Source organism: Janthinobacterium salmonicoloratum (assembly GCF_051380845.1).
Classification (GTDB): Bacteria; Pseudomonadota; Gammaproteobacteria; order Burkholderiales; family Burkholderiaceae_D; genus Janthinobacterium; species Janthinobacterium lividum_F.
The window spans coordinates 357,015-379,655 of sequence record NZ_JBNYXV010000002.1 but is presented as its reverse complement, the minus strand read 5'-3'; the positions used below and the strand labels follow the sequence as shown (position 1 = coordinate 379,655).

14 protein-coding genes are annotated in these 22,641 nt (G+C 63.2%); 9 read left to right on the top strand and 5 right to left on the bottom strand.

Features of this window, described 5'->3' with window-relative positions; all coding sequences use genetic code 11:
- Window positions 1–89: 89 nt before the first annotated feature.
- The 8 genes from ACQ4WY_RS14840 (at window position 90) to kefC (ending at window position 15,091) form a co-directional block, all read left to right on the top strand.
- Entirely contained in the window at window positions 90–3,686 is a 3,597-nt protein-coding gene (locus ACQ4WY_RS14840; protein ID WP_436504731.1) for an indolepyruvate ferredoxin oxidoreductase family protein, read from the top strand.
- Between the two features lie 123 nt (window positions 3,687–3,809).
- On the top strand, window positions 3,810–5,303 hold the full coding sequence (locus tag ACQ4WY_RS14835; protein ID WP_436504730.1) for a S41 family peptidase: 1,494 nt from the start codon (window positions 3,810–3,812) through the stop codon (window positions 5,301–5,303).
- 162 nt (window positions 5,304–5,465) lie between these two features.
- Window positions 5,466–8,177 carry a TonB-dependent receptor plug domain-containing protein gene (locus ACQ4WY_RS14830; protein ID WP_436504729.1) on the top strand — a complete coding sequence of 904 codons (2,712 nt, stop codon included), beginning with the start codon at window positions 5,466–5,468 and terminating at the stop codon, window positions 8,175–8,177.
- 124 nt (window positions 8,178–8,301) lie between these two features.
- Complete coding sequence (locus ACQ4WY_RS14825) at window positions 8,302–10,101, top strand: M14 family metallopeptidase (protein WP_436504728.1); 1,800 nt, start codon at window positions 8,302–8,304, stop codon at window positions 10,099–10,101.
- Window positions 10,102–10,221: 120 nt separating this feature from the next.
- Window positions 10,222–11,367 (top strand): ankyrin repeat domain-containing protein, encoded by a 1,146-nt coding sequence (locus ACQ4WY_RS14820; RefSeq protein ID WP_436504727.1) that lies wholly within the window; start codon window positions 10,222–10,224, stop codon window positions 11,365–11,367.
- Window positions 11,368–11,474: 107 nt separating this feature from the next.
- Window positions 11,475–12,620: an MGDG synthase family glycosyltransferase gene (locus tag ACQ4WY_RS14815; protein ID WP_436504726.1), complete on the top strand. Its 1,146-nt coding sequence runs from the start codon at window positions 11,475–11,477 to the stop codon at window positions 12,618–12,620.
- A 10-nt stretch (window positions 12,621–12,630) separates the two neighbouring features.
- Complete coding sequence (locus tag ACQ4WY_RS14810) at window positions 12,631–13,203, top strand: dual specificity protein phosphatase family protein (RefSeq protein ID WP_436504725.1); 573 nt, start codon at window positions 12,631–12,633, stop codon at window positions 13,201–13,203.
- A gap of 64 nt (window positions 13,204–13,267) precedes the next feature.
- Window positions 13,268–15,091 carry a glutathione-regulated potassium-efflux system protein KefC gene (gene kefC / locus ACQ4WY_RS14805; RefSeq protein WP_436504724.1) on the top strand — a complete coding sequence of 608 codons (1,824 nt, stop codon included), beginning with the start codon at window positions 13,268–13,270 and terminating at the stop codon, window positions 15,089–15,091.
- Between the two features lie 19 nt (window positions 15,092–15,110).
- Here kefC and pepF read toward each other — a convergent pair whose 3' ends face one another.
- Window positions 15,111–16,985 carry an oligoendopeptidase F gene (gene pepF / locus ACQ4WY_RS14800; RefSeq protein ID WP_436504723.1) on the bottom strand — a complete coding sequence of 625 codons (1,875 nt, stop codon included), beginning with the start codon at window positions 16,983–16,985 and terminating at the stop codon, window positions 15,111–15,113.
- 146 nt (window positions 16,986–17,131) lie between these two features.
- Window positions 17,132–18,460 (bottom strand): amidohydrolase, encoded by a 1,329-nt coding sequence (locus ACQ4WY_RS14795; RefSeq protein WP_436504722.1) that lies wholly within the window; start codon window positions 18,458–18,460, stop codon window positions 17,132–17,134.
- 196 nt (window positions 18,461–18,656) lie between these two features.
- On the opposite strand from ACQ4WY_RS14795, the gene ACQ4WY_RS14790 reads away from it, so the two are divergent.
- Window positions 18,657–20,351 (top strand): methyl-accepting chemotaxis protein, encoded by a 1,695-nt coding sequence (locus ACQ4WY_RS14790; protein ID WP_436504721.1) that lies wholly within the window; start codon window positions 18,657–18,659, stop codon window positions 20,349–20,351.
- A gap of 49 nt (window positions 20,352–20,400) precedes the next feature.
- On the opposite strand, the gene ttcA is transcribed toward ACQ4WY_RS14790, so the two are convergent.
- The 3 genes from ttcA to ACQ4WY_RS14775 are packed head-to-tail and all read right to left on the bottom strand — an operon-like array spanning window position 20,401 to window position 22,588.
- Window positions 20,401–21,363, bottom strand: coding sequence for a tRNA 2-thiocytidine(32) synthetase TtcA (gene ttcA / locus ACQ4WY_RS14785; RefSeq protein WP_353660907.1), 963 nt, complete (start codon window positions 21,361–21,363; stop codon window positions 20,401–20,403).
- Between the two features lie 5 nt (window positions 21,364–21,368).
- Complete coding sequence (locus tag ACQ4WY_RS14780; protein WP_436504720.1) at window positions 21,369–21,767, bottom strand: dihydroneopterin aldolase; 399 nt, start codon at window positions 21,765–21,767, stop codon at window positions 21,369–21,371.
- 53 nt (window positions 21,768–21,820) lie between these two features.
- A complete protein-coding gene (locus ACQ4WY_RS14775; protein WP_436504719.1) occupies window positions 21,821–22,588 on the bottom strand; it encodes an SDR family oxidoreductase in 768 nt (255 codons plus the stop codon).
- Between the last annotated feature and the right edge of the window lie 53 nt (window positions 22,589–22,641).

Here is a 22,641-nt window from a genome sequence, read left to right as displayed (position 1 = left end):
TCCGCACCGGCATGCTTACAAAGCGCCACCGGTACGTGTGAGTTCAACCGACTTTGCACGCGTAGCACAGAGAATAATGGAGACAAGTAATGAATGCACCAATCAAGGGCTCGAGTCTTGAGCCGGGCGCGCACGCGTCCGAGATTTCCCTGAACGACAAATACACGCTCGAGCGTGGCCGCGCCTTCATGACGGGCACACAAGCGCTGATCCGCCTGCCCATGTTGCAGCGCGAGCGCGATCTGAAGGCTGGCCTGAATACGGCCGGTTACATCACCGGTTACCGCGGTTCGCCTGTGACGTCCGTCGACATGACGGCGATCAAGGCCAAGAAATACCTCGATGAACACCACGTCAAATTCCACCCTGGCCTGAACGAAGACCTGGCCGCCACGGCCGTCTGGGGCACGCAGCAAACGAATCTGTTCGAAGACGCGAAATACGATGGCGTGTTCGGCATGTGGTACGGCAAAGGCCCCGGCGTCGACCGCTGCGGCGACGTCTTCAAGCACGCGAATAACGCCGGTTCCGCCAAGCACGGCGGCGTGCTGGTGCTGGCCGGCGACGACCATGCGGCGAAATCCTCGTCCACGGCGCACCAGTCCGACCATATCCTGAACGCCTGCGGCATCCCCGTGCTGTACCCGTCGTCGGTGCAGGAATACATCGATTACGGCTTGCATGCCTGGGCCATGAGCCGCTACACGGGCCTGTGGGTCTCGATGAAATGCGTAACCGACATCATCGAGTCGGGCGCCGCCGTCGATTTCGACCCGGACCGCGTGCAGATCGTGCTGCCCACCGACTTCGAGATGCCGGCCGGTGGCTTGAATATCCGCTGGCCCGACACGGTGCTGGAACAAGAAGTTCGCATGAACAGCTACAAATGGTATGCGGCGCTGGCCTATGCGCGTGCCAACAAGCTCAATAAAATCATCTGGGACAGCCCGAAGGCGCGCATCGGCATCATCACGGCCGGCAAATCCTATCTGGACACGCGCCAGGCGCTGGCCGATCTGGGCATCGACGAGCAAACGGCGTCCGATATCGGCATTCGCCTGTACAAGATCGGCATGACCTGGCCGCTGGAAGCGGACGGCGTGCATGAATTCGCCAAGGGCCTCGACGAGATCCTCGTGGTGGAAGAAAAGCGCCAGATCCTCGAATACGCGCTGAAGGAAGAGCTCTATAACCTGAAGGATGGCGAGCGTCCGCGCGTGGTCGGCAAGTTCGACGACACGGGCGAATGGAGCAACCAGAAGGGCACCGGTCACGGCGACTGGCTGTTGCCAGCCACGTATGAGCTGAACCCGGCCATGATCGCGCGCGCGATTGCCAGCCGCATTTCGCGCTACTACGCGGGCCATCCGGTCGAGCAGCGCGTGAAGGAACGCATCGCCTACCTGGAAGCCAAAGAGAATGTGCTGAAAGCGATCAGCGTGAAACCCGATCCGCAAAAGGACCGCACGCCGTTCTTCTGCTCCGGCTGCCCGCACAATACCTCGACCAAGGTGCCGGAAGGCTCGCGCGCGCTGGCCGGCATCGGCTGCCACTACATGGTGCTATGGATGGACCGCGAAACGTCGACGTTTACCCATATGGGCGCCGAAGGCGTCACATGGGTAGGGCAGGCGCCGTTCACGAATGAAAAGCACGTGTTTACCAACCTCGGTGACGGTACGTACTTCCACTCGGGCATCCTGGCCATCCGCGCCGCCGTCTCGGCCAAGGTAAACATCACCTACAAGATTCTGTTCAACGATGCGGTGGCCATGACGGGCGGCCAGGAATTCGACGGTCCCCTGTCGCCGGCCATCATTTCGCGCCAGATTGCCGCCGAAGGCGTCGGTCCCATCATCGTCGTCACGGACGAACCGGAAAAGTATCCGGACGATTACGCCTGGGCCGAAGGCGTCACCGTGCGCCACCGTTCGGAACTGATGGACGTGCAGCGCGAACTGCGCGACATGCCCGGCGTGTCGGCCATGATCTACGACCAGACCTGTGCCTCGGAAAAACGCCGCCGCCGGAAACGCAATGAATACCCGGACCCGGCCAAGCGCGCCGTCATCAACGAAGCCGTCTGCGAAGGCTGCGGCGACTGTTCCGTGCAATCGAACTGCCTGTCGGTGGAACCGCTGGAAACGGAACTGGGGCGCAAGCGCCAGATCAACCAGTCGTCCTGCAACAAGGATTTCTCGTGCACGACGGGCTTCTGCCCCAGTTTCGTGACGGTGGAAGGCGGCGGCTTGAAAAAGCCGAAGAAGGCCGCTAGCGCCGACAAGGACGCGCCAGCCGTGCCGGCCTTGCCGACGCCGCAGATTCCCTCGACGGCGGAGCCGTTCGGCATCCTGGTCACCGGCATCGGCGGCACGGGCGTCGTCACTGTCGGCCAGATCCTGGCCATGGCGGCGCACGTGGAAGGCAAGGGCTGTTCCGTGCTGGACATGAGCGGCCTGGCGCAAAAAGGCGGCCCCGTGATGTCGCACGTGCGCCTGGCGGACCGCCAGGAAGATATCCACTCGACGCGCGTCGGCACTGGTGCGGCCGATCTCGTCATCGGCTGCGACTTGATCGTCACGGCCAGCCGCGACGCCCTGTCGCGCATGGGTGAAGGGCGCAGCTGGGCCATGATCAATTCGACCAGCTCGTCGACGGCCGCCTTCGTGAAAAACCCGGACTGGCAATTCCCCGGCGCTTCCGCGCGCATGGAAATCGAAAAGGCCTGCGGCAGCGACCACGTCGACTTCATCGACGCGGGCCAGATCGCCACGGCGCTGATGGGCGACTCGATCGCCACGAATATGTTCATGCTCGGCTACGCCTGGCAAAAGGGCAAAGTGCCGCTCACCGAAGCGTCCATCATGAAGGCCATCGACTTGAACAACGTCTCGGTGGCGTTCAACAAGGCCGCCTTCAACTGGGGCCGCGCCGGCGCCCACGATACGGCCAGCCTGGTGCGCATGACGACGCCAGCCAAGGTGGTGGAATTCAAGCGGATCGACACGCTCGACGACATCATCGAAAAACGGGTGGCTCTGCTGACGGCTTACCAGGACCGCGCGTATGCGCAGCAGTACCTGGACTTCGTCGGCCAGGTGCGCGCAGCCGAAAGCGCCCTGAATGGCCCGCATCTGCGCCTGACGGAAGCCGTGGCCCGCTACTTCTACAAGCTGATGGCCTACAAGGACGAATACGAGGTGGCGCGCCTGTACACGGACGGCGCCTTCCAGGCGAAGATCGCCGCCATGTTTGAAGGGGACATCAAGCTCAAGTTCCACCTGGCGCCACCGATCATGGCGAAAACGGATGCTCAGGGCCATTTGATCAAGAAGGAATATGGCCCGTGGATGCTGAAGGCGTTCGGCGTGATGGCCAAGTTCAAGGGCCTGCGCGGCACGGCCTTCGACGTGTTCGGCCATACGGCCGAGCGCAAGATGGAGCGCGCGCTGATTCTTGAGTACCGCGCGACGGTGGGCGGCTTGTTGCCGAAACTGACGACGGCCAAGCTGGCGCAAGCCGTGGCAATTGCCAGCATCCCGGAAGACATCCGCGGCTATGGTCACGTGAAGGAGCGTCATTTGAAGGCGGCGAAAGAGAAGGAAGCCAGCTTGCTGATCGCCTTCAACGCGCCGACGCCGCTGCCGCCCGTCGTGGCAGCACCTGTGGCGGCCACCGTGGCGTGATGGGGTGAACTTCACGCTGTAGCAATGGCGCCTGCGGGCGCCATTTTTTTGTATCAAAGAAAACAACGGCTGTTTGTAAAACGCCTTATAATTTTTCGATAATTTCTTTTCGGAAAGTTTGCCATGCCTTCCCTGCGCTTTTCCGCCCTGGCGGTTCCTCTCGTATTGTTGTTGAGTGCCTGCGGTGGTGGCGGCGGCAGCGACAGCGCGGCCGTCGTGCCGCCCGTGACGCCGGGAGCCACGGCGCTGGTCGCTTCCTCCACGGTGGCGAACCGCTGCGAGGCGCCGCGCAGCGGCAGCAGCATCGACAAGCCGGGCACCTTGCTCGATGAACAGACGTGGGTGCGCAGCTGGATCGATGAAACGTATCTGTGGTACCGCGAAGTGCCGACCACGTACCAGCCGCAAAGCTTCAGCACGGCCAAGGCATATTTCGATGTGCTGAAAACAACTGCCACGACGGCGTCGGGCAAGCCCAAGGACCAGTTCCATTTCACGTATACGACGGCCGAATGGGAAGCCTCGCTCAATGGCGTGGAACTGGGCTACGGCATGCTGCTGGCGCTGACGCGTACCACGCCGCCGCGCAAGGCGGTGATCTCGATCATCGAGCCAGGCTCGCCGGCCGACCTGGCGGGCTTGCGGCGTGGCGACGTGCTGCAAACCGTCGATGGCGTCGATTTCGTCAATGCCCCCGACACGGCCAGCGTGAATATCCTCAACGCCGGCCTGTTCCCCAAGGCGCAAGGCACGCACACGCTGGGATTCAGCCGCAACGGCGCGCCCCTGTCCAAGAGCCTGACGGCGGTGGACGTGAGCACCAGCGCCGTGCAGAACGAGCGCATCATCGACACGCCCACGGGCAAGGTGGGCTACCTGACCTTCAATACGCATAACAACGTGGCCGAACGCCAGCTGGTCGAGACCATGGGCCGCTTCCAGGCGGCCGGCATCAGCGACCTGGTGCTCGATGTGCGCTACAACGGCGGCGGTTATCTGGATGTCGCCAGCGAGCTCGCTTACATGATTGCCGGCCCGCAAGTTACCGCCGGCAAGACTTTCGAGCAGACGCTCTTCAACGACAAGACGCGTCCGGAAGCGTCCGTGCCGTTCCATGCGCAAAGCCAGGGCTTTCCCGCGCCCAATCCTCTGCCCAAGGGGACGCCGCTGCCCTCGCTGGGGCTCAAGCGGGTGACCTTGCTGACGACCGGCAATACCTGCTCGGCCAGCGAAGCCATCATCAACGGCTTGCGTGGCGTCGACGTGCAGGTCAACCTGATCGGCGGCACGACGTGCGGCAAGCCCTACGGTTTCTATCCCACGCCCAATTGCGGCACCACGTATTTTGCCGTGCAGTTCCAGGGCGTCAACGCCAAGGGCTTTGGCGACTTTGCCGATGGCATGGCGCCGACCTGCGACGTGGCGGACGATTACCAGCATCCGCTGGGGGACGCGGCGGAAGGCATGCTGGCGGCGGCGCTGCGCTACCGCAGCAGTGGCAGTTGCACGCCGGCCACGGGCGCGCTCAGACTGTTGGGTTCAATCGAGAGTCCGACCGACACGGCCACGCGCCTGCTGCGCCCGGCCTACAAGGAAATTGCCATCATCCGTCGTTAAGGCGCATGTTTCTGCCATGCTCTAACTTGGCCCCTTGCGTTTTTCTGCTCATAAATCTTTCTATATAACAATTTTGATATATAGAAAGATGAATCGATTCGTTCTGGAATGACTGGCATTTTGCTATCTTGCCGCTTTTCTCCCACCTTGAGAAGCGCAACGATGTCGAAACAGTTCAAGTTAACACCGCTCAGCCTTGGCGTACTGGCCATTCTGGGCGGCACCGCATGGCAGGCGCACGCGCAAACGCAAGCGCCCGCAGCGGATCAGCAGCCGGCGGCCACCCCGCCTGCCGTCGTGGTCACCGGTTCGCGCATTCCCCGCGCCAGCCTGGAAGGCCCGTCGTCCGTCACCATCCTGACCGGCGATGAAATCACCAAGCAGGGCTACAAGAATGTCTTCGACGCGCTGACCAATCAGGTGCAGAACAGCGGCTTTACGCAAGGCGAAGATTACGGCAATACCTTCACGCCATCGGCCAACACCATCAGCTTGCGCGGCCTGGGGCCGAACCATACCTTGATCCTGCTGAACGGCCGCCGCCTGGCCGATTTCCCCATCGCCTACGACGGGGCCGTCAACTTCACCAACCTGGCGAACATCCCGTCGAGCATTGTCGACCGCATCGAGATTCTCAATGGCGGCGCCTCGGCCATCTATGGCTCGGACGCGATCGCCGGCGTGGTCAACGTGATCCTGAAAAAACAGACGGAAGGCTACGATATCAACGTCAAGCTGGGCGGCACCTCGCGCGGCGGCGCCGGCAACCAGCGCGTGCAGCTGACGGGCGGTGGCAATTTCGACAAGCTGCATACCCTGTTCAGCGTGGAACTGAGCCAGCGCGACCCGCTGTGGAGCATGGACCGCGACTTCATGAGCAGCCGCTCCGGCGCGCCGACGACGATCGCCGCGCGCCGCACCTTGGGGAAAGACAACTATGTCGACCTGGGCGACACCTGCGGCAAGTTCGGCGACATGTTCGGCGGCAGCGTCAGCAAGTACACGGCGGCAAACGGCAGCTATTGCGCCAGCTCAAAAGCCCGCCCGACCTTCTGGACCACGCAGACGAAGAACCAGAGCCAGAACGTGTTCGGCAGCGCCAATTACGAGCTCGATGCGGAGACAACCCTGTTTGCCGATATCCTGCTTGGCAAGAACAAGACCGTCAACAATACGCGCGGCCCGTCGTGGGCCTCGGCTGCGCTGAACGGCAATTCCTTCCTGAACCGGAACAGCGGCGCCTACGAAGAGTGGACGCGCTTTATCTCGCCCGAGGAAATCGGCGGCGTACAGCGCTACAACCGCAGCTGGAACGACCTGGCCACGGCCATCTCGCTGGGTGCCAAGGGCCGCATTCCTGGCACCGCATGGCAGTATGAAGCCAACTACAACGCCTCGATCTACAAGAGCGAAGGCCATACGCCGCGCATGCGCTCGAACATCGACAGCTTCTTCCTGGGCCCCAAGCTGGGCACGGATTCGAATGGCGTGGCGATCTACGCGCCGGATCCCGCGCGCCTGTCGCGCCGCCTGACGCCGGAAGAATTCAACGGCATCACCGACTACACCAACAGCGACGACAAGGCGTGGACGAATACCCTGAGCCTGGCCACGAACGGCGACCTGTTCCAGCTGCCGGCCGGTATGGTGAAGATCGCCACGATTGCGGAAGCGAGCAAGCAGGGCTTCCGTAACGCGCCCGATGCGCGCATCAACGAAGGCTACTTCAATATCGCCACCGGTTCGGGCATCACGGCCGGCACGCGTTCGCGCTCGGCGCTGGGGGCGGAGGTCAATCTGCCCCTGCATGAAAAGCTGACGGGCACCTTGGCTGGCCGCTATGACCGCTACAGCTTTGCCGGCCGCAAGGAAGGCAAGTTCACCTACAACGGCGGACTGGAACTGCGCCCGGCGCCGGAGCTGCTGTTCCGCGCCAACTATGCCACCAGCTTCCGTGCGCCGGACATGAACTATATTTACCAGGCGCGTGGCACCGGCTATTATTCGAGCACCACCGATTACTACCGTTGCGGCGCCGCCGGACAGGCCATCGAAAACTGCGAGTACGCCAGCAAGTCGCCCGGTGCCGATTATGTGCAGAACGGCAGCCGCGACCTGCAGTCGGAAAAAGGCAAGTCCTTCGGCGTGGGCGCCGTCTGGTCGCCGAGTTCCAATTTCGACGTCTCCGTCGACTACTGGAATATCAAGATTGACGACCTGGTGACGAACCTGAGCGACGACAAACTGCTGCGCGATGAAGCCGATTGCCGCCTGGGCAAGACGGACATCAGCTCGCCTACCTGCATCGATACCCTGGGCCGTATCGAGCGCTACGCGGCCAACGCCTTGAACAAGGCGGGCGAGATCAAGACCATCACCGTCAACCCGATCAACGCGGCCAAGCAAAGCAGCAGCGGCATCGACGTGAGTTTGAAGTATTTGCTGCGCACGACGGATTATGGCCGCTTCGCCTTCAAGGCCAACTACGCCAGGGTGCTGAGCAAGAAATCGCAGCAATTTGCCGGTGATGAAGAGATCGACGAAACCAAATCGATGACCAACATGGATTGGCCCGACAAGCTGAACCTGAGCGTCAATTGGGGCGCGGGCGACTGGTCGAATACCTTGCTTGTCAGCCGCTACGGCAAGGTGCCGAATGCCGCCGGCACGGGCTACCTGACGCCGACGGCGCTGGCCAATATCAGCACCGTGTACCGCATCAACGACCGCGCCACGCTGTCGCTGATCGTCAACAACGTGTTCGACAAGATCAAGCGCGACAATAGCGGCGGCTGGCCGTACTACCCGATCGGCAACTACAGCCCGCAAGGCCGCCAGGGGTGGATCGAGTTCAACTACCATTTTGGCTCGTAATTCACGTTTGCCAGAGCAAGGCCGGAGCAGCTGACGCTGTTCCGGCTTTTTTATTTGCCACTGCGTTTTTACCTGACCGCCACTCTATAATTGCCCGCTTGTCCCTCTTGATGGAGCTAACCCGATGCTACGCCACGCCCTGCTGTCCGCCGCCGTGTTTTCCCTGTTTGCCGTCAACGCACATGCCGCGCGCGATATGCGGCTGTTTTCCCTGAAAACGGAGGCCGAGTACTCGGGTTTCAAGAATACGGGCCGCTACGAGGAAGTGGAAGCCTTGTGCCGGCGCTTCGAGGACCACCATCCGAAACAGGTGCGCTGCTTTGAATTTGGCCGCACGCCGGAAAACCGCCCCATGCTGGCGCTGGCCGTTTCCAACACGGGCGCGCTGACGCCGGACGCGGCCAAGCTGCGCAAGATACCGGTACTGCTGGTACAGGGAGGTATCCATGCGGGGGAAATCGACGGCAAGGATGCGGGTTTCCTGGCCCTGCGCGAAGTATTGGAAGGCAAGGTAGCCGCCGGCACGCTGGACAAGCAGGTGCTGCTGTTCGTGCCCGTGTTTAATGTCGATGGCCATGAGCGCTTTGGTGCGTGGAACCGCCCTAACCAGCGGGGGCCGCAGGAAATGGGCTGGCGCAGTACGGCGCAAAACTACAATCTGAACCGCGAATACATGAAGGCCGATACGCCCGAGATGCAGCACATGCTGGCGCTGGTCAATGCCTGGGATCCGCTGGCGTATGTCGACCTGCACGTGACGGACGGCGCGCAGTTCGAACCCGATATCTCGATCCAGGTCGAACCCGTGCATGCGGGCGATGCGGCCTTGCGCGCGGCGGGAACGGCGCTGCGCGACGGCGTGCTGGCCGACCTGGCTAAGCAGGGTTCCGATCCGAAGCCGTTCTACATGTCATTTGCCGAAGAAGACAATCCGCAGTCGGGTTTTGTCGATTCGACGCCGAACCCGCGCTTTTCGCACGGCTATTTCCTGTTGCGTAACCGTTTCGGCGTGCTGGTGGAAACCCACTCGTGGAAGGACTACCCGACCCGCGTGCGCATTACGCGCAACACCATCATTTCCCTGCTGTCGCAGATGGCGCAGCACGGCGCCGAATGGCGGCAAACCGCCATGGAAGCGGACCTGCGCGCGACTCAGCTGGCCGGCAGTGTGCTGCCCCTCAGCTACAGGACCACGGAGAAAAGCCGCATGATCGCGTTTCGCGGCTATGCCTATACGCGCACGCCGTCCGAGGTGTCGGGCGCCCTGATGACGCGCTATGACGAAAAGTCACCGCAAATCTGGAACGTGCCGCTGCGTGACGAGATCGTGCCTGACCTGCAGCTGGCCGCACCGAAGGCCGGCTACCTGGTGCCGCGCGCGCAGGCGGCCATGGTGGGCGCCAAGTTGCGCCAGCACGGCATCGCCTACAAGGAAATGCGCAGCATCCTCGCCAGGCAGAATGTGGAAGTCTTCCGCGCCACTGCCGTCAAGTTTGGCGCGCAGTCGTTCGAAGGACGCCAGACGGCGGCGGTACAGGGCGGGTGGCAGAAAGAGGAGCGCCTCGTCGATGCCGGCGCGCTGTACGTGCCCGTCAACCAGCCGAAGGCGCGCGTGGTGATGGCGCTGCTCGAGCCGCGCGCACCCGACTCGCTGCTGGCCTGGGGCAGCTTCAACACGGCGTTCGAGCGCAAGGAATACATGGAGGACTATGTGGCCGAGGATGTGGCGCGCGCGCAGCTGGCGGCCGACCCGGCGCTGGCGGCGCAGTTCCGGCAGAAGCTGGCCGACGAGCCCGAGTTTGCAAAGAATCCACACGCGCGCCTGGAATTTTTCGCCCGCCGCCACGCCTCGTGGGATGAGCGGCTGAACCTGTATCCGGTCATGCGCGTCGACGTGGCGCCTGTCAGTTTCATGGATTTATGACGCCCGATATGCGCGTCGCCGGACGGTGCACACCGGAGTTGTCAAATCGCGCAGATTAATCGAAAGAAAATGCTATTCTCCGCTCGATGATGGCGCCGCCAGCACGAGCAGAGACGCGGAATGGGTAATAACACACTGTATAACCAGCACCGCGAGACGTTTTTCCGCCTCTGCGACACCGTGGGCGAGAATCAGGTGGAACAGGTGCGCAGCCTGCTCCAGGCCACACCGCTGCTGTTGACCTTGCGCCGCTACAACATGGATGACGGCGAATCGCTGCTGCATTTGGCTGCGGCCGGCGGCAGCCGCGAGGTCTGCGCCCTGCTCGTGTCGCTGGGCATGGACATCGACCTGCCCTTGCCCGGTTACCGCAATCATACGCCGCTGGACGCGGCGGCAAGCCATGGCCATCTCGATACGTGCCGCTGGCTGCTCGAACATGGCGCTGCCGTCGATGGCCTGCCGGACAATATCCTGTCGCCGCTGGACAGCGCCTGCGTTGGCGGCCACCAGGACGTGGCCGCGTTGCTGCTGCAGCGGGGCGCCAATCCGAACCGCCTGCATACGCGCTGGAACCAGGCGCCGGTCGATATCGCCACCGGCTGGGGCTTTCCCGCTATCGCCCAATTGCTCGCTGCCGCCGGCGGCGTCAGCATACTTGACGTGCCGCAGCAAGCGGCCGCCTCGCCGCAGGAGGTGATCCGCACCTTCATGCACAACAGCGCCGGCTGGGTATTGCCGGCCGTGTTCAGCCCGGACAGCGGCGACGTGCGCTTTTCGCTGGGGATCAGCTGCATCGCCGGCAAGAGCGATTTCAAGCTGCTGTTTACGGTCGGCCTGTTCCAGCAATTGCCGATGAGCGAACTGGCCATCTGCCTGCCGGCCCGCTGGCCGCTGACCGTGCACGGCTTCACGGAGCACAGCCCATGGCGCTTTCCGGTGGCGCTGCTGGCGCGCCTGGGACGGCGCACGCTCGATCAGGCCAGCCTGGCCGCGGGCGAGCTGCTGCGGCGCGACGATCCGCAGTTGGCGGACCTGGCCTGGCCGGACGGCGTCGATGCGCTGCTTGCCATCGACAAGCGCTGGAATCCGGCGCCGGAGGAAGAAGACGTGGCCGACGATGACAAGGTCACCATCTACCTGCTGGTGCCGGTGAAATTCACCAGGCAAGGCGCGCCCGACGCCAGTGCCTTGCCGGCCTTGATGGAACGCAAGCTCAAAGGCAGCTGGAAAGTGTCGGCCTTGCCCGTCCCCGTTATTCGCTAGCGCCGGTACGCGCGCATGGCCAGATCAAGGCGGCCGGCTTGCGGGAATGTTATCCTGCCTATGCATCTTTCGCGTCCGCGCTAACCTGTTTCATGCATCGTTTTTTCATGACAAAAAAAATACTTCTGCTGAGCGTCTCGGCCGGCGCCGGCCACATGCGCGCGGCGCAAGCCATCGAGGCGTATGCGGCGGGCGATGGCGGCGCCGGCCCTGCGGCGCAAGCCCTGCATCTCGATGTGATGGATTTCGTCACGCCCGCATTTCGCAAGCTGTACACGGATTTCTATATCAAGCTGGTCAACAAGGCGCCCGCGCTGTGGGGCTATCTGTACCATGCCACCCACGATGCGCCGCGCGACAGCTCGATGCAGCGCCTGCGCCGCGCCGTCGAGCGCCTCAACACGCGCGCGCTGATGGCGCAGATCGCCGCCTTCCAGCCCGACGCCATCATCTGCACGCATTTCCTGCCGGCCGAACTGCTGTCGCGCGCACTGCGCCAGCAGCAGCTGGCCTGCCCCGTGTGGGTACAGGTCACGGATTTCGACCTGCACCGCATGTGGGTACACGAACAGATGCAAGGCTATTTCGCCGCCACCGACGAAGTGGCGTTCCGCATGCGCCACGAAGGCATCCCCGCCGACCGTATCCACGTGACGGGCATCCCCATCATGCCCGCCTTCGCGCAGGCGCCCGGGCGCGTGCAGAGCGCGCAGGCGTTTGGCCTCGACCCGCGGCGCACGACGATCCTGCTGATGGGCGGCGGGGCTGGTCTGGGCAGCCTTGAAACGGTCGCCGCGCGCCTGCTGGCGCTGCCCGGCGACTTCCAGCTGATCGTGCTGGCGGGGAAAAACGCCGCGGCGCTGGCGGCGCTGCAAGCACTGGCCGGCCAGTATCCGGGCCGCCTGCTGGCGCAAGGCTTTACCAGCGAAGTCGAGCGCCTGATGGCGTGCGCCGACCTGGTGATCACCAAGCCGGGCGGGCTGACCACGTCGGAATGCCTGGCGCTGGGCTTGCCCATGATCGTCAACTCGCCGATTCCCGGGCAGGAAGAGCGCAATGCCGACTATCTGCTGGAGCAGGGCGTGGCATTGAAGGCGTTGGACGCCGTGACCCTGGAATACCGCGTGCGCCTGTTGCTCGAGCATCCTGAACAGTTGCAATCGATGCGCGCAAAGGCGCTGGCGCTGGGCCGCCCGCGCGCCGCCCTGGATGTGCTGGCCCAGGTGCTGTGCGCTGGCGCCGTTCTTCAATAACAAGGAAGCCATGATGTTGCATGTCGTACTTTTGACCCTCGTCCTGGGACTGGCCGCCGCGCCGGCCGGGACACAACCATCGCCGCCACGCCACCCGGACTGGGCGACGCCGCTGCCGCTCGTGTCCAACCTGCACCAGGTCACGCCGGGCCTGTACCGCAGCGCCAGGCTCGACAGCGCCGACGTGGCCCAGTTGCAGGCGCTGGGCGTGAAGACGGTGATCAGCCTGCGCTCTTTCCACTCCGATACGCAGGTGCTCGATGGCAGCGGCATCCGCGCCATCCGCATCCCCATCAATACCTGGGCCATCCGCGACCGGCATGTGATCGAGACCATGCGCAGCATCCGCAGCGCGGAGCAGCAGGGGCCCGTGCTGCTGCACTGCCTGCATGGCGCCGATCGCACGGGCATGATGGCCGCCATGTACCGCATGCTGTACCAGGGCTGGCCGCGCGAGAAGGCGATCGACGAGCTGAAAAATGGCGGTTACGGCTACCACGCCGTGTGGAAAAACATCGAACGCTATCTGTCGCGCGTGAATGTCGACGAACTACGCGCGCGCATCGACGCGCCGCAGCCCTGATACCCCGCTGGCGCGCCACTTCAGGCATGATGTCGTTTCATCCACACATCTGCCCGGAATCCGCATGGAACACCACAGCTTTCTCATCAATATATTGTTTTACCTGGTCGCCGCCATCATCATGGTGCCGCTGGCCAAGCGCCTGGGCATGGGCGCCGTGCTGGGTTACTTGGTGGCCGGCGTCGTCATCGGACCGTGGGGACTGGGCCTGATCAAGAACGTCGAGGTGATCCTCAGCTTTTCCGAATTCGGCGTGGTGCTGCTGCTGTTCCTGATCGGCCTGGAGTTGGAACCTAAACGATTGTGGCTGCTGCGCCGTCCGATTTTCGGCTGGGGTGGGGCGCAGGTGGGTATCGTCAGCGCGGGCTTGTGCGCCGTGGCCATGGCCTTTGGCGTGGACTGGCGCACGGCGTTGGTCGGCGCGCTGGGGCTGTCGCTGTCGTCGACGGCCATCGTGCTGGCCACCCTGGGCGAACGCAAGCTGATGAGCACACCGGCCGGTTCCGCCGGCTTTTCGATTTTGCTGTTCCAGGATATCGCCGCCATTCCCATGATCGCGCTGGTGCCGCTCCTGGGCGGCCTGGTCACGCACAGCGGTGAGCCGGGCTGGCTGCGCGTGGCCAAGCTGGCCGCCGTGCTGGCGGCGCTGGTGATCGGCGGGCGCTTCCTCGTCAACCCCATCCTGCGCTTCATCGCCAGGACGGACTTGCGCGAAATCTTCACGGCCTTTGCCCTGCTGCTGGTGATCGCCATCTGCGTGCTGATGGAATCGGTGGGCCTGTCGATGGCGCTGGGCACCTTCATGGCGGGCGTGCTGCTGGCCGACTCCGAATACCGGCATGAGCTGATCAGTGACCTGGAGCCGTTCAAGGGACTGTTATTGGGCCTGTTCTTCATCGCCGTGGGCATGTCCGTCGATTTCGGCGTGCTGCGCGCCCAGCCGCTGCTGATAGTGGCCCTGGTGGCCGGTCTGCTGGTGGTCAAGATCGCCTTGCTGTACCTGCTGTCGAAGTTTGTCGACATTCCCCGCGGGCAGCAGCTGTTTTTTGCGCTGCTGCTGTCGCAAGGGGGGGAATTCGCCTTCGTCGTGTTTGCCGCCGCCGAGGCCGCGCACGTGTTTGTGCCGGAAACGGCCGCGCTGCTGGTCGTGGTGGTGACCCTGTCGATGGTGGCCACGCCCTTGCTGCTGCTGGCGCACGATAAATTTGTCGCGCCGCGGCTGCAAGGCGAAAAGAAGCGCCGCCCCGACGACCATATCGAGGCGCAGGACAACCCCATCGTCATCGCTGGCTTTGGCCGCTTCGGCCAGATCATCGGTCGCCTGCTGGCGGCCAATAAAATCGGCGTGACGGTGCTCGACCACGATCCGGACCAGATCGAGCTGCTGCGCAAGTTCGGCTTCAAGGTGTTTTATGGCGACGCCACGCGCGTGGACCTGCTGGTGGCTGCCGGTATCGAAAAGGCGAAGGCGCTGGTGATCGCCATCGACAACGTGGACGACAGCCTGGCCCTGGTCGACGCCGTGCGCCTGCGCCTGCCCGAACTGACGATCCTGGCACGCGCGCGCAACGTCACGCATTACTATGAGTTGATGAAGCGGGGCGTGACCCTGATCGAACGCGAGACCTTCGCCGCAGCGCTGCTGCTGGGCGAGCAGACCTTGCAGCAGGTGGGCTACAGCGCGGAGCGGGCGCAGCGCGCGGCCGGTATCTTTGGCCGGCATAACCTGAAAACCCTGCTGGAAGTTGCGCCGCATTTCCAGGACCAGCAAAAAGTTATGTCGCTCACGCGCCAGGCGCGCGAGGAACTGGAAGACATGTTCGAGAGCGATGCGGCGGCATTTGCGGCGGCAGGGGAGGACAAGCCGGCATCAGACCACCTCGCCTGATGCCGTCCTGCGCAGGCACTTACTTCCCCCGCTTCGCTTCGATCGCCTCGATCTGGTCCATGATGCCATTCATGCGCGCCGTCAGCGCCTGGTACGGTTTCGGCGAGGCCAGGTCGACGCCGGCCGCCTTCACCAGCTCATACGGGTAGGCCGAGCCGCCCGCGCCGAGCATTTTCAGGTAGGCGGCCAGGGCGCCCGGTTCCTTGTCGAGGATGCGCTGCGCGAAATCCTGCGCCGCCGCGATCGAGGTGGCGTATTGGAAGACATAGAAGCCGTGATAAAAATGCGGCACATACGCCCATTCCAGCGCGTAGGCGGGGTCGATGGTCATGACGCCCTGCGCTTCGCCGTGGTAGCGCTTGAGGATGCCTGCATAGATGGCCGTGATCTCTTCGCCTGTCAGCGACTCTCCTTTATCCACCTTGCCGTGGATGGCCGCCTCGAATTCGGCGAACATGGCTTGGCGGAAGTAGGTGCCGCGCAGGTTTTCCAGCGCCGCGCCCAAGTACAGCAGGCGCTCGTCGTCATCCTTGGCCTGCTTCAGGCGCGCGTCGAGCAGCAGCGCCTCGTTCGTCGTCGAGGCGATTTCCGCGACAAAAATGCTGTACGGCGCATAGATCGACGGCTGCGCCTTGTTGGCCAGCACCGAGTGCATGGCGTGGCCCCATTCGTGCGTCAGGGTGCTGACGGCTTCGTAATTGTCCGTGTAGTTGAGCAGCACGAATGGGTGCACGTCGTACGCGTCGCCATTCATGTAGGCGCCCGCCACCTTGCGCGGGCGCGGGTAGACATCCATCCAGCGCGCGTCCACGGCCGCAGTGAGCGCCTTGACGTAGTCGGGGCCCAGCGGCGCGACGGAGGCTAGCATCATTTGCTTGCCCTCGGCCAGCGGGAACGTGCGGTCGCTTTTCAGCAGCGGCGCATAGATGTCGTAGTACGCGAGGTCCTTGACGCCCAGCATGCGCGCGCGCAGCTTGAAGTAGCGGTGCAAGGTGGGCAGGTTGGCATTGGTTTGCGCGATCAGGGTCTGGTAGACGGCCGGCGGCAAATGGTCGGCGTCGAGCGCCGCGCTTTGCGAGTCGGCATAGCTGCGTACTTTCGCATACGCGGCATCCGTCTTCAGCTGGCCGTACAGGGTTTCGCCGAACGTGCGTTCATATTCTTTCCACTTGCCGAAGAAGGCGTCGAACACCAGCTTGCGGTCGGCGCGGTTGTCGTCGCCCCGGTATTTCGTGTAGGCCGCCTGGTCGAGCCGCACTTCCTTGCCATCCGATAATTTAACGGTCGGCCATGGGATTTCCGCATTGGCCAGGGTGCGGTAGACGCTGGCGGCCGAGCCCGTCGCCAGGCCGAACTGCGCCACCAGCTGTTCGCCGGCAGCGTCGAGCGTATGCGGCGCGCTGCGCAGCATGTTGCTCAATTGAAAGCGGTACAGCTGCAAGCCCTGGTCTTTCGCCAGCATGGCATCGATGCGTTTGGCGCCCAGGGCGAGGATTTCCGGCTGCAAGAAAGTGCTCGCCTGGGTGAAGTCGTTGCCCAGCAGGGCGGCGCGCTGGTTCAGCTGGTTCCCCTTGCTGTCGCCCGTATCCTGGTCGTAATACTGCGCCGCATAGGTGGTGAGCGTGTTGACGCGCTTGCGCGCCTCGGCGACCAGGTCCAGGCAGCTTTTCAGGCGGGCAGACGACGCTTTCAACTGCCCTTTGCAGGCGCCCAGTTGCTGCAGCTGGGACGACAGCTTTTTCGCGTCCGCGTCGAACGCGGCGTCGTTTTGATACAGCGCCGTCAAATCCCAGCGGTCGGCTTGCCGGTCGGCAGGCGCAGCGAAGGCGGTGGAGAGGGCAAAGCCGAGGGCCAGCAGGGTCAGTACGGGGCGGTTGAGCGCGGTTGTCGGCATACAGTGTCCGTTCATGGTCTGGTTGCAAGGGGCGCCGGCACGGGCGTGGCGGCAGACACCGAGCTTACTGCAGCAGGGGGATGAAGGAAAGCCTTTCGGCAAGGAGGGGAGAGCGGGGAAGGCCGGCTTCCCCGCGTACTACATGATTACTGCTTCTTGCTCAGCAAATCGAGCAGGATCGACGTTTCCGCCGTGATCGCCGCCTTGATGGTCGGCTGGTACTCGGGCGCCCATTGCGGCGAGTGCGGGCCGGCCAGCGGTTTACCGCTGGCCTTGGCCGCGGCCAGCTTGGCCGGCTCCACCGCGCCGATATGCAGCAGCACGGCTTTTACGCCGGCCTGGCCGTAGTTGGCGAAGTCTTCCGACGTCATCTTGGCCGGCATTTCCGTCACGTTGGCCGCACCCAGCGATTTTTGCAGGGTAGACACCATGCGCAGGGTCAGGTCAGGGTCGTTGTAGACGGCGTCCGTGCCGGGACGAATTTCCACCAGCGGCTCTTTCGGCGCGCCGGCGGCAAACGCCTCGCCCTTGACTTCACGCGCGATGCTGGCCAGCACGCGCTTGCGCACGGCATCCTTGAAGGTGCGCACCGTCAGCTGCATGGTGACCTGGTCGGGCACGATGTTGGCCTGGGTGCCGCCATGGATGCTGCCCACCGTGATGACGACGGGGTCCATCGGATTGTTTTCGCGCGAGACCAGGGTTTGCAATGCCAGCACGATGCGCGCGGCCATCACGACGGGGTCGCGCGTGTCGTGCGGTGCGGCGCCGTGGCCCCCCTGGCCGTACACGGTGATGCTGATGGTGTCGGCGGCGGCGCGGAAGTAGCCGGCGTGGTAGCCCACCGTGCCCGATGGCAGCGTCGCTTCATCGTGGAAGGACAGCGCGTAGTCGGGTTTCGGGAAGCGCGTAAACAGGCCGTCCTTCAGCATGGCCGCCGCGCCCAGCAGTGGCTCTTCGGCCGGTTGGCCCACCAGCATCAGGGTGCCGCTCCAGTGCTGGCGATTGTCGGCCATCAGCTTGGCGCTGCCATACCAGGCCGACATGTGCACGTCGTGGCCGCAGGCATGCATCACCGGCACGCTTTCGCCGGCCGCGTTTTTCGTCACCGCGCTGCTGGCAAACGGCAGGCCGGTTTTTTCCAGCACGGGCAGGGCGTCGATTTCCGTGCGCAGCATGACGACGGGGCCGGGGCCATTGCGCAAGATGGCGACGACGCCCGTGCCGCCGACGCCGGTGGTCACGTCAAAACCGAGCGCCTTGACCTTTGCAGCCAGCTTCTTTGCCGTCTCGACTTCCTGGAACGCCAGTTCCGGGTGGCGGTGCAGGTCCAGGTACAGGCTTTCGACGGCCGGGTAATTGGCCGCGAGCTGGGCCGCGATGGCGGGCGGCAGGGCCGCGCCGTGGGCGCTGCCGGCACAGGCGAGGGCGGCGGCGAGGGTGATTTGTTTCAGGGGCAAGGCGGAAAATTTCATAGATTTCTTTGAGAGACAGACGAGCGAACACACAGGGCTCGCCTATAGTTGCGGAGGAGACTTTTAACTTAACAGAAACATTTCTCAAAATCAATAAATCAGCTACATATATTTCAACAATGTATAATCTGCAATATATTAAATTCCATATGGAATTAAATATATCTTCGATGCACTTACTTAGAGAAAAGACACCATGGGCTTTATCGCAAATATCAAGATCGGCAAGCGCCTGAGTATCGGCTTTGTCCTGATCCTGGCAATGACCGTTCTGATCGCTACAGTGGGCGTGTGGCGCCTCAATGAGGTGGCGACGTCCACGCGCGCCATGATGGCCGAACCGCTGACCAAGGAACGCCTGATTACCGACTGGTATGGCTTGAACTTTGCCTCGATCCGCCGCACGGCCGCCATCGTCAAGAGCAGCGACCCGGCGCTGGGACCGTATTTCAAGGAAGACTCGGCCGCGTCCGTGAAGAAGGCGGCCGAATTGCTCAAGCAGATCGAACCGCTGGTCGCGGGCGACAAGGAAAAAGCCCTGTTCGCCAAGATCCTCGAGCAGCGCAAGGTCTACAGCGCCTCGCGCGATGGCGCCGTCAAGGCCAAGGCCGATGGCGACGTGGAAGGCGCGGCGAAAATCCTCGACACCGCGTTCACCCCGGCCGCCAAGGTCTACCAGGATTTGCTGCAGGAGCTGGTGACTTTGCAGCGCGAAAGCATTGATGCGACGGCCAAGCAGATCGACGCCTCCGCCATGCATGACACCACCGTCATCAGCCTGCTGACCCTGTTCGCCGTGGCGTTCGGCGTGTTGTGCGCGTGGCTGCTGACGACGGGCATCACGCGTCCGCTGCGCCAGGCGCTGGTGCTGGCCGAAACGGTGGCCGCCGGCGACCTGACGCAGACCGTCGCCACGACGGCGAAGGATGAAACGGGGGCGCTGCTCACGGCCCTGGGCAATATGAACAACAACCTGGTCAGCATCGTCAGCCAGGTGCGCAGCGGCACGGACAGCATCGCCACGGCCTCGTCGGAAATCGCCGCCGGCAACCTGGATCTGTCATCGCGCACGGAACAGCAGGCCGGTTCGCTGGAAGAAACGGCTTCGTCGATGGAAGAACTGACCAGCACCGTCAGGCAGAACGCGGACAATGCGCGCCAGGCCAACCAGCTGGCCATCACGGCGGCGGGTATCGCCAGCCGCGGCGGCTCGGTGGTGGCCGAAGTGGTGGCGACCATGGGCTCGATCAATGAGTCGTCGCGCAAGATCGTCGACATCATCAGCGTGATCGACGGCATCGCCTTCCAGACGAATATCCTGGCGCTCAATGCGGCCGTGGAAGCGGCGCGGGCGGGCGAACAGGGGCGCGGTTTTGCAGTTGTCGCCGGCGAAGTGCGCAACCTGGCGCAGCGCTCGGCGGCGGCGGCCAAGGAAATCAAGGGCTTGATCGACGATTCCGTCAGCAAGGTGGGCGTGGGCGCCAAGCTGGTCGACCAGGCCGGCGCGACGATGGATGAAGTGGTCTCCAGCGTCAAGCGCGTGACCGACATCATCGGTGAGATTTCCAGTGCCAGCCAGGAGCAGACGCACGGTATTGGGCAAGTCAACCAGGCGATTACCCAGATGGACCAGGTGACCCAGCAGAATGCGGCGCTGGTGGAGGAGGCGGCGGCAGCGGCCGGTTCGCTGCAAGAGCAGGCGAACGGCCTGGCGCAAGTGGTCAGCGTATTCAAGTTGCGCGAGCAGGATGGCGCAGCGCGCCGCCCGGCCACTGCGGTGCGTATCGTCGCGGCGGCGCCGGTGGCGCGCGTTGCCGCCCGCCCTGCCGCGCCGGCGAAGAAAATCGCACCGGCCAAGACGGCGAAGAGTGACGATTGGGAAGAGTTTTAAGGCGGTAAAGCAAACGGCGCCATCATGCTGATGGCGCCTCGCTTCACACTCAGGCTTGCTGCAGTGGAATGGTGCCGAAAGTGGTCGGCGTCGAGCACGGCTCTTCATCGAAGGCGATGTCGCCCATGGGGTTGGCCACGCCGTCCGCCTTCAAATCCTTGAAGCCGAACAGTTTCGGATCCATCAAATGCGATGGCGCCACGTTCGACAGGGCAGAGAAGATGCTTTCCACGCGGCCGGGGAATTTCTTGTCCCATTCGCGCATCAGGCCCTTGATCTGCTTGCGCTGCAGGTTTTCCTGCGAACCGCACAGGTCGCATGGAATGATGGGGAAACCCTTGACTTCCGCATAGCGCTGCGTGTCTTCTTCTTTGACATACGCCATCGGGCGGATGACGATGTGCTTGCCATCGTCCGATTGCAGCTTGGCCGGCATGCCTTTCAGTTTTCCACCGAAGAACATATTCAGGAAGAACGTTTCCAGGATGTCGTCGCGGTGGTGACCCAGGGCGATCTTGTTGGCGCCCAGCTCGTCAGCCACGCGGTACAGGATGCCGCGGCGCAGGCGCGAGCACAGCGAGCAAGTCGTCTTGCCTTCCGGGATCAGGCGCTTGACGATGCTGTAGGTATCCTGGTTTTCGATGTGGAAGGCCACGCCCAGTTCCGTCAGGTAGGCGGGCAGGATTTCCGGCGGGAAGTTCGGCTGTTTCTGGTCCAGGTTGACGGCGACGATGTCGAAGTGAATCGGTGCGCGTTCGCGCAAGGTCATCAGGATGTCCAGCAGCGCGTAGCTATCCTTGCCGCCGGACAGGCATACCATCACCTTGTCGCCGTCTTCGATCATATTAAAATCGCCGATGGCTTGCCCCACCAGGCGGCACAAGCGCTTGTGCAGCTTGTTGTTTTCCAGGGCGATCTTTTCCGCCTTCTTGCGCGCCAGTTTCTGCGCTTCCACGTTGGCCGGGAATTCCACGGCCGTTGTCGTCGTTTCCATCACAGCGGGGTTGTTCATGTTGCTCATACTTCATCCTTGATCTTGAATACTTCCACGCCCACGCCTTCGCAGTCGGGATACACGTCCGGTTTCATGCTCGACACGCGCGCGGCGCGCACGCGCGGGTGCTCCAGCATGGCAGCGAGCACGTCGTCGACCAGGCTTTCCTGCAGTTGCACGTGACCTTGCGCCATGCGCTTGGCGATGGTTTCGCGCATGAAGTCGTAGTCGACCACTTCTTCCAGCTGGTCATCCTTCGGCGTCGACAGGGCCAGGGGAATGTACAGGTCGACGTTGATGAGGACGCGCTGCTCGCCCTTTTTCTCGAAATCGTAGACGCCGATGTTGATGAGGACTTCGTAATTGCGCAGGAACAGGCGGCGGCAATCGGCCAGGCGAGGGTGGGACAGGGCGGACGACATAGTTTTACCTTTTAGGGGATGCTGGAATGCTGGTTGTTTGGTAGGGCTGCTGATTATTTGGTCAAAAACATGACGTCGCGCGGCAAGCCGATCAAATGCTGGCCGCCATCGACCAGCAGGGTCGTGCCCGTCAGCGCGCGCGCGCCGGCCACGTAACAGACGCTGTCGGCCACATCCTCGGGCGTGCTGGAGCGGCCCAGCGGCGTGTTTTCATGCGCCTTGGCAAAGTTCGCTTCCGTCTGCTCGCCGGAGACCATGGTGATGCCGGGGGCAATGCCTACCACGCGCACTTTCGGCGCCAGCGCCTGGGCCAGCATGGTGGTCGCCGACAGCAGCGCCGCCTTGGACAGGGTGTACGACAAAAAATCAGGATTGAGATTGTACAGTTTTTGGTCCAGCAAGTTGATGACCACGGCTTGCCCGCCTGCCGGGGTGGCCTGGTACAAGGCTTGCGCCAGCAGGATGGGGGCGGCCAGGTTGGCGTGCATGTGGGCGTCGAGCGCGGCGACGGAAAAATCGCCCGCATTGTCGTATTCAAACAACGATGCGTTGTTGATGACGCAAGTGACGGGCCCCAGCGCCGCCTGCGCCTGCGGCAACAACTGGCGCACGGCGTCTTCCTGCGCCAGGTCGCAGGGGAACGCTTGCGCGCGGCGGCCCAGTGCGGCGATTTCCGCCACCAGGCTGAGCGCTTCCTCGTGCGAGTCGCGGTAATGGACGGCGATATCCCAGCCGTCGCGTGCCAGGCCCAGCGCGATGGCGCGGCCGATGCGGCGCGCCGCGCCCGTGACGAGGGCGACCCGGGGTGTGCTGTGTGGCATTGTCGATGCTGGAGTCATGTCTTTATTTATACTGTGCTTGTGTGTGAAGTGCG